The 16,402-nt window shown below is 58.7% G+C and carries 15 protein-coding genes and 1 pseudogene; 1 reads left to right on the top strand and 15 read right to left on the bottom strand.

The window, feature by feature from the left end; translation table 11 throughout:
- Positions 1 to 164: 164 nt before the first annotated feature.
- The 15 genes and pseudogenes from SD70_RS15130 to SD70_RS15055 form a co-directional block, all read right to left on the bottom strand.
- Complete coding sequence (locus SD70_RS15130) at positions 165 to 836, bottom strand: class I SAM-dependent methyltransferase (protein ID WP_231571236.1); 672 nt, start codon at positions 834 to 836, stop codon at positions 165 to 167.
- A 29-nt stretch (positions 837 to 865) separates the two neighbouring features.
- On the bottom strand, positions 866 to 1,966 hold the full coding sequence (locus SD70_RS15125; protein ID WP_082053378.1) for an SAM-dependent methyltransferase: 1,101 nt from the start codon (positions 1,964 to 1,966) through the stop codon (positions 866 to 868).
- 15 nt (positions 1,967 to 1,981) lie between these two features.
- Complete coding sequence (locus SD70_RS15120; RefSeq protein ID WP_041048365.1) at positions 1,982 to 2,749, bottom strand: ABC transporter ATP-binding protein; 768 nt, start codon at positions 2,747 to 2,749, stop codon at positions 1,982 to 1,984.
- 252 nt (positions 2,750 to 3,001) lie between these two features.
- Positions 3,002 to 3,337: a cyclic-phosphate processing receiver domain-containing protein gene (locus tag SD70_RS15115; RefSeq protein WP_041048364.1), complete on the bottom strand. Its 336-nt coding sequence runs from the start codon at positions 3,335 to 3,337 to the stop codon at positions 3,002 to 3,004.
- 43 nt (positions 3,338 to 3,380) lie between these two features.
- A complete protein-coding gene (locus SD70_RS15110; protein ID WP_082053377.1) occupies positions 3,381 to 4,337 on the bottom strand; it encodes a deoxyribonuclease IV in 957 nt (318 codons plus the stop codon).
- 12 nt (positions 4,338 to 4,349) lie between these two features.
- Complete coding sequence (locus SD70_RS15105) at positions 4,350 to 5,165, bottom strand: Fpg/Nei family DNA glycosylase (RefSeq protein WP_041048363.1); 816 nt, start codon at positions 5,163 to 5,165, stop codon at positions 4,350 to 4,352.
- A gap of 64 nt (positions 5,166 to 5,229) precedes the next feature.
- Entirely contained in the window at positions 5,230 to 6,885 is a 1,656-nt protein-coding gene (locus SD70_RS15100; RefSeq protein WP_052487475.1) for a ribonuclease H-like domain-containing protein, read from the bottom strand.
- Between the two features lie 5 nt (positions 6,886 to 6,890).
- Positions 6,891 to 9,170 carry a DEAD/DEAH box helicase gene (locus SD70_RS15095; RefSeq protein WP_041048362.1) on the bottom strand — a complete coding sequence of 760 codons (2,280 nt, stop codon included), beginning with the start codon at positions 9,168 to 9,170 and terminating at the stop codon, positions 6,891 to 6,893.
- 371 nt (positions 9,171 to 9,541) lie between these two features.
- Positions 9,542 to 10,770: pseudogene (locus SD70_RS15090) on the bottom strand (serine hydrolase domain-containing protein).
- A gap of 95 nt (positions 10,771 to 10,865) precedes the next feature.
- Positions 10,866 to 11,525, bottom strand: coding sequence for a pentapeptide repeat-containing protein (locus SD70_RS15085; RefSeq protein ID WP_394297972.1), 660 nt, complete (start codon positions 11,523 to 11,525; stop codon positions 10,866 to 10,868).
- A gap of 130 nt (positions 11,526 to 11,655) precedes the next feature.
- The gene (locus SD70_RS15080) at positions 11,656 to 12,321 is read right to left on the bottom strand and encodes a TetR/AcrR family transcriptional regulator (RefSeq protein ID WP_041048361.1); all 666 of its coding nucleotides are present in this window, start codon (positions 12,319 to 12,321) and stop codon (positions 11,656 to 11,658) included.
- Positions 12,322 to 12,626: 305 nt separating this feature from the next.
- A complete protein-coding gene (locus SD70_RS15075) occupies positions 12,627 to 12,839 on the bottom strand; it encodes a hypothetical protein (RefSeq protein ID WP_041048360.1) in 213 nt (70 codons plus the stop codon).
- Between the two features lie 311 nt (positions 12,840 to 13,150).
- Positions 13,151 to 14,110 carry a metal-dependent hydrolase gene (locus SD70_RS15065; protein ID WP_041048358.1) on the bottom strand — a complete coding sequence of 320 codons (960 nt, stop codon included), beginning with the start codon at positions 14,108 to 14,110 and terminating at the stop codon, positions 13,151 to 13,153.
- 1 nt (position 14,111) lies between these two features.
- Positions 14,112 to 15,062, bottom strand: coding sequence for a lysophospholipid acyltransferase family protein (locus tag SD70_RS15060; protein ID WP_052487474.1), 951 nt, complete (start codon positions 15,060 to 15,062; stop codon positions 14,112 to 14,114).
- A complete protein-coding gene (locus SD70_RS15055; protein WP_041048357.1) occupies positions 15,050 to 15,847 on the bottom strand; it encodes a GNAT family N-acetyltransferase in 798 nt (265 codons plus the stop codon). Before SD70_RS15055 ends, SD70_RS15060 begins: the two co-directional genes overlap by 13 nt.
- A 192-nt stretch (positions 15,848 to 16,039) precedes the next feature.
- Here SD70_RS15055 and tlp point away from each other — a divergent pair, with 192 nt between their 5' ends.
- Positions 16,040 to 16,258: a small acid-soluble spore protein Tlp gene (gene tlp, locus SD70_RS15050; RefSeq protein ID WP_041048356.1), complete on the top strand. Its 219-nt coding sequence runs from the start codon at positions 16,040 to 16,042 to the stop codon at positions 16,256 to 16,258.
- The last annotated feature ends 144 nt before the right edge of the window (positions 16,259 to 16,402 follow it).

The raw sequence follows: 16,402 nt of genomic DNA, 5'->3' as shown, positions 1-16,402 counted from the left end.
CATACAGAGCGGCACACAGCTCCACATTACGCCCTGCGCATCATCACGCTGTACAGAGCATACACATTGCAGTCATTACGCCCTATAGACCTGTACGCCTTACGGCAATGTACCTTACAAAACAATACTCTTTTGCAAAAGTAAACTTTATTGATCGCTGCCCCTTATGCCGAGCGAGACTTGAGCGGATTGCCCTCACTTATTGACCGCAGCCAGCTCCCAGCATCGTTTCGGCTTGCCGTAACGGTGCATCTCCGTCTCCGCGAGCGCCTCGATCGACCAATCCGCAAACAGCCGCCGCAAGTCGGCCTCGTCGAAAAACCGTTTGCGCCGGCCTTCGTGCTCATAATAGTTCGGCTCCACCATAATGCCGAGCCCGGCGCCGTAGTGAACGTCGCGAACCGAGTTAAAGCGGGCCAGCAAAGCCCCGCCGGCTTCAGCACCCTGGCGATCTCCCGCACAATACGGACAGTCGTATCCCAGGCGAAATAATGCAACGACAAGTCGGCCACAACCGCTCCGGCGCTGCCGTCCGCGAACGGCAAGCCTGCCGTCATATCGACCTGCGTCGTAGCTGCCTCCGGGATATGCTCATGGATGCGGCGCAGCGCCTCTTCCGACAAGTCGCAGGCGATGACGCGATAGCCGCGCTCCGCCAAGTAGAGCGTATCGCAACCATAGCCGCAGCCCAAATCGATAACCGCGTCATCTTTCGTACCCGCCAGCAGCTGTCCGTAGCTGTCCAGCCACAGATCATAAACCGGTTTGCCAAGTTGCAATTCGCTAAAGACGTCATTCCAATGCTCCCGGTCCGACTTGTGCACCGGTTCAGTCATTATACTCCCCCTCATCTTCGGCGCAAGCCCTAAACTCTGCGCAGCAAAAGCGTCAGCTCGTCGCGGTTGTGAAACAACTGCTTCGCGCGCAGCAGTTCGAGCGATCCGGCAAACGCGGCCGTCACTTCGCGCACCGTTTGAAACGCTTTGCCGTGCAGCAGCTTGACCGTAATAACGGCAAGTCCGTTCGTCCGAAGCGCATACAGCAAGTCGGCGACGAGCCTGGCCATTTGCTTCGGATTCCAGCTCATGTCGCATACGAGCAAATCGAAGCTGTCCGGCGCGAAGCGGACGTCCCCGGCATTTTTTCGCAAATAAGTCAGTTTGTGGTCGCCAAGCAGCGACGGGTGAAGCGCCGCCGGATCGACAGCGGTAACCCGAAGTCCCCGTTCCAGCAGCAGCGACGTCCAGCCGCCGGGAGCGGCCCCGATATCGAGCGCTGCGCGGAAATCGGACAAATCGAGGCCGAACCGCTGCTCCGCTTCGAGCAGCTTGAATTTCGCCCGGGAAATTTGCTCGTCCTCGCGCTGAAACCGGATGGCGCCGCCCGGCCAATCGGACAAATTGTGCGCCGGCTCCGACACGCCGGCATACAGCTTGTCGCCCGTCACATAAACGGACACGATGAGCGCTGCGCCGCGCACGACGGGCTCGATGCCAAACTGCTGCGCCAGCGTCTCCTGCAGCGCCGCGCGCAGGTCGGCGTTCGCGTACGGCAGCGCAAGACCGTCCGGCTTGCGAACGTGTACGGCGACGGGCAAGCCCGGCGCAAACCTCGACGCCGGCAAGCTTTGCGCCCAATTCATCAGCGCCTCTATATCGGCAGCGTCGCCATGGGCTTCAAGCTCGGCATCCACCGGCTGAATATGGCGCAAAAAGATCGGCTCCTTGTCGCGCAGCGTCGTAACCGCCTCTGCGCTTGCAACAGGGAACTCCATCACAAACACTTCGGCCGGCGCCAAATACCGGAACGCCGCTCCCGGGAACAAGCGCCTCACTTCCTCTTGCGCCTGCTGCGCATAGCCATGGTTGGCAGTGCCGATAAAGCGCGAGCTTGCGGCGCGGACGCCGGCTGCGGCGTCCGGGGCGTTTTGCCTGACGCCCGGCTGTTCGGTCTTTACGTTCTCCACTCGTTCATCCTCTTCTCACAGCACTTTGGCCCACGGCCGGTCGCGGAACCATTCCAGCTCCAGCGGCACGTCGTACGCTCTTTTGAGCAGCTCCGGCGTCAGCACTTCGCGTTTCGGCCCGGCGGCAATGAGCTCGCCTTGCTCGAGCAGCGCCACGTGCGTAAACATCGGCACGATTTCCTCGATATGGTGAGTCACGTACAGCACCGTCATGTTGCCGCCTCCGCTCAGCTCCTGCACGCTTTGCAGCATCCGCTCGCGCTCGTACAAATCGAGACCCGAGCACGGCTCGTCCAAAATGAGCACTTTGGGCTCAGACATGAGGGAACGGGCCAGCATCACTTTTTTTCTTTCACCTTGGGACAGCGTGCCGAGCGGCTGGTTCTGCAGATGGGACAGTTGGATGCGCCCAAGCAGCTCGAGCGCCTTCTCGCGCGCTTCGTCCGGGATCGTCTGATAAAAGCGCAAAAACGCATACGCTCCGGTCGCTACCACTTCCCACACCGGATCGGCGGGGCTCAGCTTCTCGAACAGCGACTGGCTGATGTAGCCGATGCTGCGCCGCAGCTCGCGCAGGTCGACGGTGCCGTACCGGTGGCCCAACACGTCAACCGAGCCGGAGCTCGGAAAATGGTACCCGTTCACCATTTCCAAAATCGTCGTCTTGCCCGAGCCGTTGCGGCCGAGCAGCACCCAATGCTCCCCTTCGCGAATATGCAGATTGATGTTTTGCAAAATCGTACGGCTTTCGCGGATAAAATTTACGTTCGACAGCTTGATCATAAGGTTTCCCCTGCTCCTTTGTCTAATGCCTGTTTTTCTCCCCGCTGTAACCGGTATGTATCTGGCTGCACGAGAATGTACGGCTATGCTGCGGATTGAATTCGGGTCTCCGGCTTTGATGAACTTGTGCTCTCGCGTATTTGACAACACAAGTTCAAAGACGGATGCTTACGATGCGAGTTTTGCTGCACACAACTTGCATCTCTCCGATCCACAAGCACCGCTTTTCCCGCGCAGCCTGTATGATTCCGGTCAACCTCCCGCCGCTGCTTGCTGCAGCACATCGTCGGGCATCGGCCCGTTATGAAGCTCGACGTCCGGCGGCAATGCAGGCAGCAGCAAACGCACCATCTGTTCGCGGCCGGCGGGGCTCGACGTATGAAAATAAAGCCGGCGCGGAAACCGCCCGTTCTGGGCGATCCAGCTCGCCACCGCGCTGCCGCTCGGAGCGTGCCAGCCGAGGTCAAAGTCGAGCGAAAGAATGTCGACCTCGCACTGCTCTAGAAGCAGGATGCATTCCTCCGCCGTGCGGGCGGCAACGAACCCTCGCGGGCACGGCCGGACATCGTCCAAGTAAACGTGAATCAAACGAACTCCTCCTACTCCCGTCCGCTTTGCGGCAATCACGACTTTATCGCCCCGCTGCCAGCTCGCGCACGAAAGCGATTTCGTCCCGATGCGTGCCGTCCGCCCCCGGTTCTGTCTCAAGTACGAACGGTACGCGGGCAAGCGCCGGCGATTGCAGCGCCGCCCTCAGCGCCGGAAGCCCGATGCGGCCATGGCCGATGCGCGCATGGCGGTCTTTGCGTTCCCCTGACCCGTACACCGAATCGTTAAAATGAACAGCGCGGACATGCTCGAAAAACCCGAGCTCCAGCCCCCGTCTCTCCACTTCCGGCCAGTTGCCGCCGTTCCAGTAGCCGCTGGCGAACAAATGGCACGTATCGACGCAAAAGCCGACCTTGTGCGGGTAGGCGCACAGCTGCCGCATGTGGACGAGTTCTTCGAACGTCGTACCGATCTGGCTCCCTTCGCCGGCCATGTTTTCCAGCAGGAACAGCGCCTTGCCTTCATACTCGGTAAGCACGCTATTCATTAATTGTATTATATTTTTGTAGCCTTGCAACGGGTCGGGGCCGGAAAACTTGCCGAAATGGACGACGAGCCCGATCGAACCGCATGCATCCGTAATGTCCAACGCATTGAGCAGCGCCCGGCGAATCGCCTCCCGTTTGGCCTGATCGTCTATAGCGAGGTTGACCGGATACGGCGCATGGCCGATCGAGGGCAAACCGTGCTCCCGGCAAAACGCCGCGCACGCCGCCGCGTCGCTGCGGTCGTACGGCATTTTAAGCTCGAGGCTGCGCGGATTTTTCGGAAAATATTGAAATGCGCTTCCGCCTATGGAGAGCGCTGTTTTGGCTGCTGCGGCATAACCGCGGCGTATGCTGACATGGCTGCCTATGCTGCGCGCGGCAATCGGCGGCGCCGTAGCCTCCTTAGCGCCGGCAGCGGCGCCGCTGACACCGGCGCCGGCGGCCGAAGCGGCGTTACCGGGAGGGACGTTGCCGCGTCGATTTTTTCCCATGCCCTTGTCCTCCTACTGCTGGCACGTCGTACAGTAAAAGCATTTTCGGGAATTCACTGTCGCAAATACGATCGGGCTGCCGCATCGCACGCACGGCTCGCCGCCGCGGTCGTAGACGGCGCACCGCTCGTTAAAGGCGCCTGTAAGCGTATCGCCGGCGTACAGCGGCATTTCCATATAGCCGCCTCCGTCCGTCGCCGCGCGCAGTACGCTGCGCATCGCGCCGTACAGACGGTTCGCTTCCTCATCGTTCAACCCGGTCGTGCGGCGGGTCGGCAGCAGTCCGGCGGCAAAACATATTTCATCGGAGTAGCAGTTGCCAATGCCGGATACGACCGCGTCTTGGTCGGTGAGCGCCGCCTTCAGCGTCGCGCGCTTTCCGCGCAGCCGGTCTGCGAACAGCCCGGGCGTCAGCTGCGGGTCGAACGGATCGGGAGCAAGCGTGTCAAGCACCTCAGCCAGCTCCACTTCCGTCTGAAGATGCAAATAGCCGAGCCGCAGCCCGTGAAAATAAAGCATCCGCCCGTCTTGAAAAGCAAGCGTCACTTGCGCCGTGCGGTTTTGCTTCTGCTCGGGCGTGCCGTAAAACATCGAGCCGTCAAGCATGAGGTGCAGGTGCAGCGTATAGCCGTTTGCGAGCGGAAACAGCAAATGCTTCGCCCGCCGCTTCACCGTAACGATCTGCTGTCCAACGACAGACTGGGTAAAAACGCCAACGGGAACGTTGATCGTCCTCTCCCGCTCGACGTCTGCAGCCGTAATCGTCTTCCCTGCGACGAGCGGAATAAGAGCTTCGCGGTAATGCTCCATCTCCGGCAATTCCGGCAATCCCAACACCCCTCGTGGCAAATATTCCCTATCCTTAGATTGCACTAATGCGCAGCGCAATTATTCATATCAGGCTCTCCATGGCGTATTCGGGCTTTATTCGCTTTTTGCGCGGCGGCACGGGCCAGCCTGCGATGCGCGCCTCCTGCCCCATGCCGTTGCTGGCGGCGGAAGCGGGCGGCTGATCCGCCGCCTTCCCGGAGCCCGGCGCGGCTTCCGCCGCAGAGGCCGTCTGCTCGCGCCGCAGTTTGTCCCGCAGCCGGCGGATGCGCTTTTGCAGCGCCTCTGCCAGCTCTCGCTGCTGATCACTGACGCGGCTCATCGACATCCGCTTCCAGACGTGGCGCAGCGCTTCCTCGGTGTACGCCAGCGCCTCGCCATAGCGCCGCTCGCGGTGCTCGCCATGCATCGCCAGCTCGATGTACGGCTCGACCGGACAGGCGAAGCTGCCGCCGCGCTCCGCCACAAAGCGGCGCCACAGCTCGGCCGCGCTATCGTAGCGGCCAAGCTTTTTGTATGCCGCCGCCAGCTCAAGCAGCAAGCGGTCCCGCCCCGGCCTCGGACCGCCGCCATGCAGACGCAGCGCGAGCTGCGCCCGCGTCCGCTCCGCAAGCTCCGCGCGGCCGAGCTTGTCGAGCCATAGGCTCAGCCGCAGCAGCTCCTCGTCGCCGAGCTCCTCTACCGGCTCCTTGCCGCGCAGCAGCTTCGCCATATGAATCGCCAGCGCCGCAAGCGAGACGATATCGTGCTCGTTATGGACGAACACGCCGGCGATAATGCCCGGATCGGGCTCAGCCAAATATTGCAAGTACAGCATCGGCGCCTGTGAGCCGGGCACGTCAGCTTCGCGCCGGAAGCCGAGCTTCTCCGATTCCACGGCGCTCAGCCGGCACGAGGGCAGCGACGTCCGCCACAGGCTGCGCGCGGGGTACAGCAAATCGATTTGCCGCCAGACGTCCTCTTGCCGCTTGCGCCGCGCGAGAACGAAACGGTTTTGCACGATCGGCCAGTCGAACGAACGGCCGTTATACGAAACGATATGGGTGAAGCGCGCAAGCAGATGCTCGAAATAAGCGAGCATCGCCGCCTCCTCCGCAGGCCCCCGGATAAACAATTGCTGCACGACGAAGCGGTCCGCATCGTAGAAGCCGAGCCCGACCATGAACGGCACGTTGCCTGCTCCGACACCGAGCCCGGTCGTCTCCGTGTCGAAAAACAGCAGCCGCTCGGGCTGCAGCGCCTGTTCAATACCGTGCTCCGCCGCTTCTTCCCCCTCACCAGCACGCATCGTGGTTCCGTCCGTATTCGCGCTTCCAATGCCGCGCGCAGCGACTGTGCGCGCGCGCTGCCGCCGCGTTTGGCGCAGCGGGCTGCCGCCGCCAGCCAACAAACCGAGCTCGCCGGCGAGCTCCGCCAGCTCGCCCAACGCCTCTTTTCCGTGCCGGTAATCCGGGGCATATACTTGCTCGCGCAGCAAAAAAGCGCCGTGGGCGTTGCGCTCCACCCGCACGCCGCCCAACCGTTCCCAGCCGGGAGGTGCCACCCGTTCGTCCGCAGCCGCGCTGCTGGCGCGCCCCGCATCTTTCTGCTCATTCCCGCTTTCCTTGCCCGGAGCCCGGCTATCCTCAACACCCGCATCTGCACCGCGTAAACCGCCGCCGCTCCCGCCCTCTGCAGCCGGCCGTTTGAGCCGCTGCAACCGTTCCTTTAGCCCGCTCATCTCCTTCACGCCTCCACTTCGCCGAGCAGCCCTAGCGCGAGCTGCTTGCCGGTCAATCCGACTTCCTCGATCGGCCCTACGCACGCCGGGCAGCCGCTCAGGCACGTACAGCCGGCAATGTGCCGCTTCGCCTCGGCGAGCAGCTCGCGGTGCACTTCGTACAGGCGTTCGCTCAGCCCGATTCCGCCCGGATACCGGTCGTAGAAAAAGATCGTCGGCTTCTTGTTATGCGGCGCCTTCACCTGCGGCACGACGCGAATGTCGAGCGGGTCGCACATCAGGTACAGCGGCGCAATATGTACAAGCACATTGGCCAGCCCGAGCAGCGCAACCTGCATCTCGTTCACGCTGCGCTTCTCCGTCACGCTGTCTGCAAACGTGAACCAATACGAGCTCGTGTGCAGCTCCTCCTCCGGCAGATGAATAGGCCCCGAGCCTATATTTTCGTGACTTCTCAGCCGAATTTTTTTAAAAATCGTTGGCTTCGACAAAATTTCGACGTCGCCAAATTGCCGCTCCAGCCCCGCATCGCGGTCTTCGCGATTGACGTGCAGCACCTTCAGCTCGACAGCCAGGTTCGCATCGGTGAAATAATCGACGTTCACTTCGCGGACGTACGCTTTTTTCTCGTCGTAATCGAGCTTTTCTACCTGATATTGCACGCCTTCGTGGATATAAATCGCTTCCTCGTGCAGCAGCGTCGGCGCGCTGAAACGGTCGACCTCGCCGAGGACGCGCGCACCCGACGTCATATCGATAATGATAAAATTTTCCTGCGCGGCCGAACGAAGCGAAATGTTTTGCGCCGGGAACGACTGCTCCATCCAGTACCAGCGCCCTTCGGCGCGGTGCAGCACGCGCTCTTCCGCCAAATATTCGAGCAGCTCCTCCAGCGGTTCGCCGCCGAACGTCTCGCCCGGCTCGAACGGAAGCTCGTATGCCGCGCATTTTACATGGTCGAGCAGTATGATCAGGTTGTCGGGATGAATCAAAGCCCGCTCCGGAGGCCGTTCGAAAAAATAGCGGGGATTTTGCACGATATATTGATCGAGCGGATTCGAGCTCGCCACCATAAACGTGATCGAGCTTTCCTGCCGCCGTCCGGCGCGTCCCGACTGCTGCCATGTCGAAGCGATCGTGCCGGGATAGCCGTTCAGCACGCACGCCTGCAGCTGCCCGATGTCGATGCCGAGCTCGAGCGCGTTCGTCGATACGACGCCGCGGATGTCGCCGCTGCGCAGCCCCCGTTCGATCTCGCGCCGCAGCTGCGGCAAATACCCGCCGCGGTAGCCGCGAATCGATTTCGTGCCGAGCTCGTGCTTCACCAGCTCCTGCAAGTAGGTAAGAAGAATTTCCACCCGCACCCGGCTGCGCGCGAATACGATCGTCTGGATGCCTTGCTTCAGCAGCAGAGCGGCCAGCTTGCGCGTCTCCAGCACCGAGCTTTTGCGGATGCCGAGCTGCTGGTTGACGACAGGCGGGTTGTAAAATACAAAATGCTTTTCGCCCGCCGGCGCTCCGTTGTCGTCAACGAGCGCCACGCTTTCGCCGATAAGCCGCTCCGCATGCTCGCGCGGGTTGTCGATCGTCGCCGAAGCGCAGATGAACTGCGGCGACGAGCCGTAGAAGCGGCAAATCCGCTTCAGCCTGCGGATCACGTTCGCCACGTGCGAGCCGAATACGCCGCGATACGCGTGCACCTCGTCGATGACGATATATTTGAGGTTCTCAAACAGCTTGACCCATTTCGTATGATGCGGCAAAATCGCCGCGTGCAGCATGTCCGGGTTCGTGACGACGACGTGCCCGGCGTTGCGGATGACTTGGCGCACCGCCGGCGGCGTATCGCCGTCGTATGTATGCGTTTTGATCCGGGCGCCCATCTTGTCGACGAGCTCCTGCATTTCGGCTACCTGGTCTTGCGCCAAAGCTTTCGTCGGAAACAAATAAAGCGCCCGCGCGCTATCGTCGTGCAAAATGCGCTGCAGCACCGGGAGGTTGTAGCACAGCGTCTTGCCCGACGCGGTCGGCGTCACGGTCACGACATGGCGGCCCAGCTCGGCCTCACGGAACGCCGCCGCCTGATGCGTATACAGACTATGGACGCCGCGATCCCGGAGCGCCGTCTTCAGCCCCTCGTGAAGCCCGGCGGGAAACTCCGCGTAGCGCGCCTCGCGCGGCGGAATCGTATGCCAGTGCGTCACCTGCGACATAATTTCCGGCGTGCGCCGCACGAGCTCGATCATCTCCGCCATGGAGCCGACTTTCCCCGTTAACTTGTTCATTCGCACCGCTCTCCTACTCGCTCTCCGATGTTGTCTCTCCATTATACAGAATGAATGTTCGGTAGGCAACATACGTTCGGTCGTTCCGAAGCGCAAAAAAACCGCCACAACGGGGTAGCACCAGCGAACCTGACACCACCCGCAAAGTAGCGGGGAAAAACCAGCAAACGAAGACGAACCCTAATTCGACCAACAAATGGAAAACAGACCGATATCTATTTCGAATCGGTCTGTTTTTACACAGGAAAGGAAGCAATCACACGGTTATTTTCTTCTTGAGCTTCGCGGAAACGTCGACGGTTCGGCAGCCAAGGGGGCTGACCGTTGGGTGACGTGGGTTGCGGACGGGCGTAACAGGCGCGGGCTCGGTGTTAGTCTTCGATTGCCTGATAGACCGTGGTCCAGAAGTCTTGGATAAGATGCGCCGAATCCGGGGTGGACATCCGACCTGAGTGAGCAGGATACCGGTGAGCTGTTTGTCCGGGTCGGCGTACGCCGAGGTGCCGCTTCCGCCGTCCCAGCCGAACTGACCGATGGAAGCATAGTCGCCGCGGTAGGTGCGTACCGCCATCCCGAAGCCCCAGCCGCCGTGCTGCCCTTGGCCATGCGACAAATGGACGTTGTTTTTTGCCAAGTCGTCTCGGAATGCTTGTTGCTCGGGCGTGAGGCGGTTGGTAGTCATCAGCTGGACGGCGGGCCGGGATAGGATCCGTTCGGTCCCGTGCATCCCTTGGTTCAGCAGCATCCGTAAAAACGCGTGATAGTCGTCGACGGTTGAGAGCAGCCCACCGCCGCCTGCTTGGAACGCCGGAGGCTCAGTGTAGCGTCCGCCTGCGGCCTCATCCCACACGATGAACTTTCCGGTCTGCGGATCGGGGATGTAGGCGGGCGGCAGCCGGTCAATCTTGCCCTCGGGCACGTAGAAGCCAGTGTCCTTCATCCCCAGCGGATCAAGAATGCGTTCGCGCAGGAACGTCTCGAATGTCTGGCCCGTGACCCTGGCAACGAGCACGCCGAGCACTTCATTGCTGACGTGGTACTGCCACCGCTCTCCGGGCTGGTAGCTCAGTGGGAGAGTACCCAGGCGGCGCATCCACTCATCCGGCTCGGGCAATACCTCTTGTGGCGTGTCGTAAATCCCCGCTTCGAAGATCGCGTTCTGGATCGGGGAGCCCATCAACGTCAGATCCACTCCGAGCCCGAACGTAGATGTCAACAGGTCACGCACGGTGATCGGCCGCCGCGCCGGCACGGTTTCGTCCAGCGGGCCGTCGGGTCGTTTCAGCACCCGCCGGTCGGCGAGTTCGGGCAGCCATTTGTCTACTGGGTCATCCAGATGCAGCTTGCACTCGTCGAGCAGGATCATCACCGGCGCGACCCCGACCATCTTGGAAGTGGACGCCATCCGGAAGATCGTGTCCCGGCGCATCGGCGCGCCACCGTCATGGCGCATCGTGCCGATTGCTTCGACGTGCATCTCACCGTTTCGGCTGACTAGGGCGACGAGCCCCGGAATCTTTCCGGAATCGACATGCCTCGCCAGCACGTCGCGCAATCTGCGCAGCCCTGTTTCGGAGAAGCCTCTGTTACTTTGTCCCATCATTTTTTGCATTTGGTTTCCCTCTCTTCGATTCTATTCTTTCATTGTAGAAAGATCTGAAACGGTCAAACCGTTCTTATGTTCAACAAGCTCCCTTACATGACTGTAACTTTTGACAAATCGGCATCCATGCCTTTGAGCAAAGCAAAGGTCAATTTATCCATCGTTGCGCCGTCAAAGCAGATGGTTTTGATCATACGATAGTACTTTTTAGTCAAAGTAAGCCCCGGCTGGAAAGAAACATTTTTAAATGTAGCGCCCTTGAACGAAACGTCGGTTAATGCAGCTTTCTCAAACTTGACGCCGATAAACGACTGTCCGTCAAAACACTTCCCGCTCAGATCTGAGTGCTTGAAGTCAACCCCGTCAAATAAACAACCTTCAAAAATCGTTTTTCTAAGATTGGTCATCGTTAACGCGACGTCGGTCAGTTTTACTCCTGTGAATTTGGCTCCGTCAAGCCCAGACTTGCTGAAATTGGTCCGTACAAGGATCGTCTTATTGAAGCTTGCATTTGTCAGGTCAAGAGCGGATAGGCTGCAGTCCGTCAGATTCGCGCCGTCAAAATTGGCTTCGCGTACATCGCTGCCCTTGAACGTACTGCCGGTCAAATCTGCGCCCGAAAAGTCGGAACCGTGCAACGAGCTGCCTTGAAACTGTCCTTTATGGGCCGTAACGCCTGCAAAATCGCTTTTCGCCAGGTTGCTTGCACGAAAGTTTGTCACTACTTGCCGTTCCAGTGAGCGGGAGGTCATTGTCAATTTCTGATTCAAAACATTCACATCTCCTTATAGTAAGTTTTCTAACACGCGTTTGAACCCGGATCACCCATTCATACCAACTGATGGTATGTATAGATTTAAAAATAAGCTGCCTTTCGGCAGTTTAATTATCTATGCTGACTTCTCTAGCTGACAAACGAAATAGTTCCTCGTATCGTTGAAACATTTGCTCATCGAACAGGTCAAGCCCCAAGCCTTTCAATATTTCATCGAAAAACCTTACCTTGCGCAACATCATCTCGGGCGAAGCTTGGATAACCGCCGGGTTGAGCCACAGGTTGGTGAGAATCATCAACGCTTCGCTAAGTTCCCTTGGATAGTCGGTTCGGATCGAGCCGTCTCGCATACCCTGTTCGATGATGGGCTGGATATAGACGGGTACGGCTTTTTCGATGATGTTCTCGATCTGTGCCGCCAGCAGCTTCGGATTGCGTAAGAGATTCGGCGCCGCCGATGCCAGTTCGTTTTGGGCGGGATTGTCGAGAGAGACGCGGGAAATCTTGCGGAGCTTCTCCAGCCCGTTCAGCTCATTGTCATCCCGGACGCCGGCCAGCATCTCGTCAACGCCTTTGAACAAGTGATCGGTGACGGCCTGCAAGATCTCTTCCTTCGACTTGAAGTGATGGTAAATAGCCCCTTTGGTCAGCCCGCCCAGCTCATTGATGATATCCTGAATGGAGGTCTGCTCGTATCCTTTTTGAATGAACAGTTTAAGAGCCACGGTTAGGATTTGGTTGATTGTTTCTTCCGGATATTTATTTCTTGCCATTCGCCCTCTTCTTTCATACATTCGGTTGGTATGAAAAAACTATATCCGATCAACCTGTTGATGTCAACCCCCCAAAAAAATCAAAAAGACTTGGCTAAAAAGCAGGTCATCGATGACGCGCTCATACAACCGTATTCCGGCCTCGAAAGCCGCAAGTCGTTTGGAAGTCTATTCTAAGCTTGCAATCACAGATGCCCAACAAGAGTACAACGAGGTTATTAAAATATTTCCCATTTAATTACACCCACACTGCGTACCAGCGGTCGCCGGAAGTGCGGATGACGGGTTTCCAATGTCGGTAACGGCTAAACCAGGTCGGCCGAATCGTCGTAATCGTAACGGAAGCCGTCCATTGGAGCGGCGGACGTCGCTTCTGCGGTTAGCGCCGCTTGGGAGCTAGTTTGCAGCTTCCTCAGAACCTCGCGCAGCTCGCTTCGCGTATGCTCGCTTGTCTCGTGCTGAATGGCGGTGTGAAGCGCTTTTTCAATCATCACGATGTCTTGGCTCGTAAAGTCCATATGAGCATCTCCCTCCTAGTATCGGCGAGTAAGGTACTACATAACTGTTATTGTAGCCAGTGAATACGTGATCAATACGGTGCAACCGCCGCTTATTTTCGATATAGTAATAGTTACGCAAAAATCGATAGTTGCGGAGGGAATCATCATCTCCACTAACATCGTTATCGCGGCAACCCGGACGAGCTGTCCGAGCGCAGCCGCAGCGATCAGCCGTCCGCACGGCGCCCGCTGCGGAAGTCGCTGTTCGAAGGCGGGTTCGGCGAGCAGCTGCGCGCCTAGCCGAGCCATTTAAAACAAAGCGTGGGATCCTATACATATGGCGGATCCCATGCTTTTTTCGTCCACCCCAGCGTATCGCTTACGACGTTCAACTCGCGGTCCAGCTTCACGTCTACGCCGAACGGCAGCTTGTGATTGTACCAAAACCGCATGTCGCGCCACTGCACGACGTATCCGTCATGTCGCTCCGTCAGCTTCACGTGCACGCGCTGCGCGAAGTGAAGAAACGCTCTGACGCCGTCGGTGCCGAGTGTTGCTTGGATGGCGGGATGATTTCGCTCCTTGGCAAAAACGTCGCGCACCTCGACGCGCCCGTTTCGCACCGTACCGTTATAAAAACAATACTCTGCCTCATAGAACTGCCAGTGGAACAACCAAAGCGAAGGCACGATATGGCATACTCCGTCCTGTCCTAGCGACCGCTTCACTTTACTTACGATGCAAGCATGCTGCCAGCCCCGTATGGCGATATAGACGAACGTCAAAGCGTAGACGGCCAGGAATACGGGTCCCGGGCGGACCGCGCCGAAAGCCCACAGCAGCAAACCGGCGCCGTGAAGCGCAAACAGAGGCGGCTCGAACAACGCCAACACGTCGAGATGGTGCCACCGCCGGGACAGCGGGCGGAAACATTGCACTCCATACGCGTTCAACCAATCGAGCGCGATATGAAACACAACAGCTGCCATCGCCCAGAGAACAACGGTCGTCAATTGCGCCCATACTCCGAACAACAGTGCGATCGGCACTCCCAAGGCGAAAGGCCATACAGCAACCGCCGGCAGCGAATGCGTCAAGCCGCGATGGTGCCTGACGTAGGCGGCATAGCTCTTCAAGCGGATGAACGAGTCGAAATCCGGCGCGTGCGAGCCGAGCAGCGTGGCGGTTAAAACCGCATGCGCCAAAACCGGACTGTGCGCGACTTCGGGCTGCAGCGCCGCCAGCCCCGCGAGCGTTGCCCCAAACAGCAAATGACTTCCCGTATCCATGTCAGTTACGCGCCTCCCGCTCTTGTGCTGATAATCGTTCGTCATCCGCATTCCACCGCTCTTCGGCGTTAAACCAGTAAAACCAGTGCGACGGAGCAGCTCGAATGGCGCTCTCGAGAAAACGGTTCAGCTCGTTCGTCGCCGCGCGCCGCTCGTGCTTGGCGAACCGTTCGTGAAGGAGAACGGGCGTTTCGAACACGAGACGGTGCCGAAATGGCCGCTTCCGAACCGTGTACAACGGCACGATCGGCGCATGCTGCTCGATCCCGAACGAAGCGGCCCCATCCGGGGAACGGGTCGGCCGCCCGAACATCGTCGCTTCGGGAAAGGCCGGACGGTAAAAATCGCCGAGCAGAAACACGACACCGCCTGCGGCCAAATGGTTGCGAAGCTTCCGTATCATTTGCAGAGGAGGAGTCTCGTCGTAATCCAATCCGCGGCAGCCGATCGCTTGAAATTTTAAATAGATCGGGCGCAGCTCCGGGCTTTGCGCGGTAACAACCGCCAAACAATCGTATTTCTGCGTTAAATACCAGTACGCATAAAAGAAATTGCCCATATGCGGCGTGTAGACGATGGCGCCTCTTCCGAGGCGCAGGGCATCTGCCAGCAGCCGCTCTCCCTCGGCCTCGAACCGCCGCTCGAGGCGACCTGCCGCATGCAGCCTCGGCAAACGGTGGACGTCAATCAGGATTTCGTACAGCGTTACGGCGAGGTTGATAAAATATTCGCGCCCTAACCTCCGCACATGCCGGGCGTCGTCCATTCCAAGCACGTCACGCATGTTGCGCTCGATATGCCCCCGCCCCTTTTTCCCCGCCAGCACATACAAACCGAATCCGATGCCGTGCATAAGGCCCAGCAGCCATTCCTCCGGCACAGCCCCGAGCAGTTTCGCAAGCATGCGGTGCAGCCGCTCTTGGCCGGCCGCTTTGCCGATCAGATCGTACAAGCGCATCCTCCCGTCATCTGTCCAAAAAAATGTTTGCGGTAACGCCTTGTCACCTGTTCCTTATGCAAAACAATGAAAAAATCGACGGTCTGAAACACGTCATCATAAGCCGGATCTCCGTCGATATGTGCGCCGAGCCGCTGATAGCCTTTCATGAGCGGCGGTAATTTGCGGAACAACTCCTTCTCGTCCAGCTTCTCATCCGTCATAGACAAACCGGCGATGCGGTGTGCCGGCAGCGGTGCGATTCCGAATCGGTCAGTAATCACTTCTTTCCGGCGCAGCATCGTGTAAATCCGGTTCAGCTCATCGAGTGACGCAATATGCATGCTGGCGCAGCCGATCAAATAATCGTAGCCCCGTTCCGTAACGTAAGCCGCGATGCCGTCCCAAAGCATCTGGATCGCTTTGCCGCCGCGATATGCCGGCGCGACGCAGCTGCGTCCCAGTTCAAGCGTCTTTGCCTTAAAAGGAGCGAAGCCGGACAAATCGAACTCCGTCTCCGAGTAGAAGCCGATATGCCGCACCGCCCGGTCTCCAGGGAGTAGCCTGTACGTTCCGACAACGCGGTCCGTCTCCACATCTTTCACGATCAGATGATCGCAAAAAGCGTCATACCCATCGTGCTCCAACCCGCTCTCCGCGCGCAGCTTCATGTTTTTCTCTGCTTCGACAAACACCTCGTAACGCAAGCGCAGCGCCTGTTCCACTTCTTCACCTGCGGCGAGCTTCAGCGCAAGTTGTGCAGTTTCGGGACTAAATGCCTTGACAGCGGATCTGTTCATCGCCCTTCACGCCCTTCGGTTGGTATACCTTAAGCGTAAAGGTTAAGTATTAAGCTCGCGTTTGCGGATTGTAAATGTTTTGTATGACGGGTCACGTTTTCGCTCCGCCACAGGCGTATAATTGCCGGCTCAGTACGGGATTTTATAATTCGTAGCAACTTTCTATCCGCCGGCAAAGGAGGGACAATTGCGATGGCCAAACCGGACAACCGCGCCGACAATGTCGAGCATCTGCAGGAGCATATCCAGGATACAATTCAAAATTTGCACGAAGCTGAAGATTATTTGGATGAGCACGCGGAGGAAATTTCCGACACGGAGCGGTCGGCGATCACGGCGAAGAACGAGCGCCGCCGCGCCAGCATCGAAGGGATGCGCAGCGAAGTGAAGGACGAAGCGAAATCGCAATAACAAGCCCGATCATGCAAAAAAGCATCCCCGCCGCGGCATAAGCCGTGGTCAAGACCCCAAATAGCGGACATTGAAAAAAGCCCTAAGCTGCTAGCTGACGTCGGTACTCTGCCGGCGTCAGCTTGTTTAGCTTTCTTTGCGCTC

Source organism: Gordoniibacillus kamchatkensis (genome assembly GCF_000829455.1).
Lineage (GTDB): Bacteria > Bacillota > Bacilli > Paenibacillales > NBRC-103111 > Gordoniibacillus > Gordoniibacillus kamchatkensis.
Note: the sequence above shows the minus strand (reverse complement) of the source record. Positions and strands in the feature narration are given on the sequence as shown.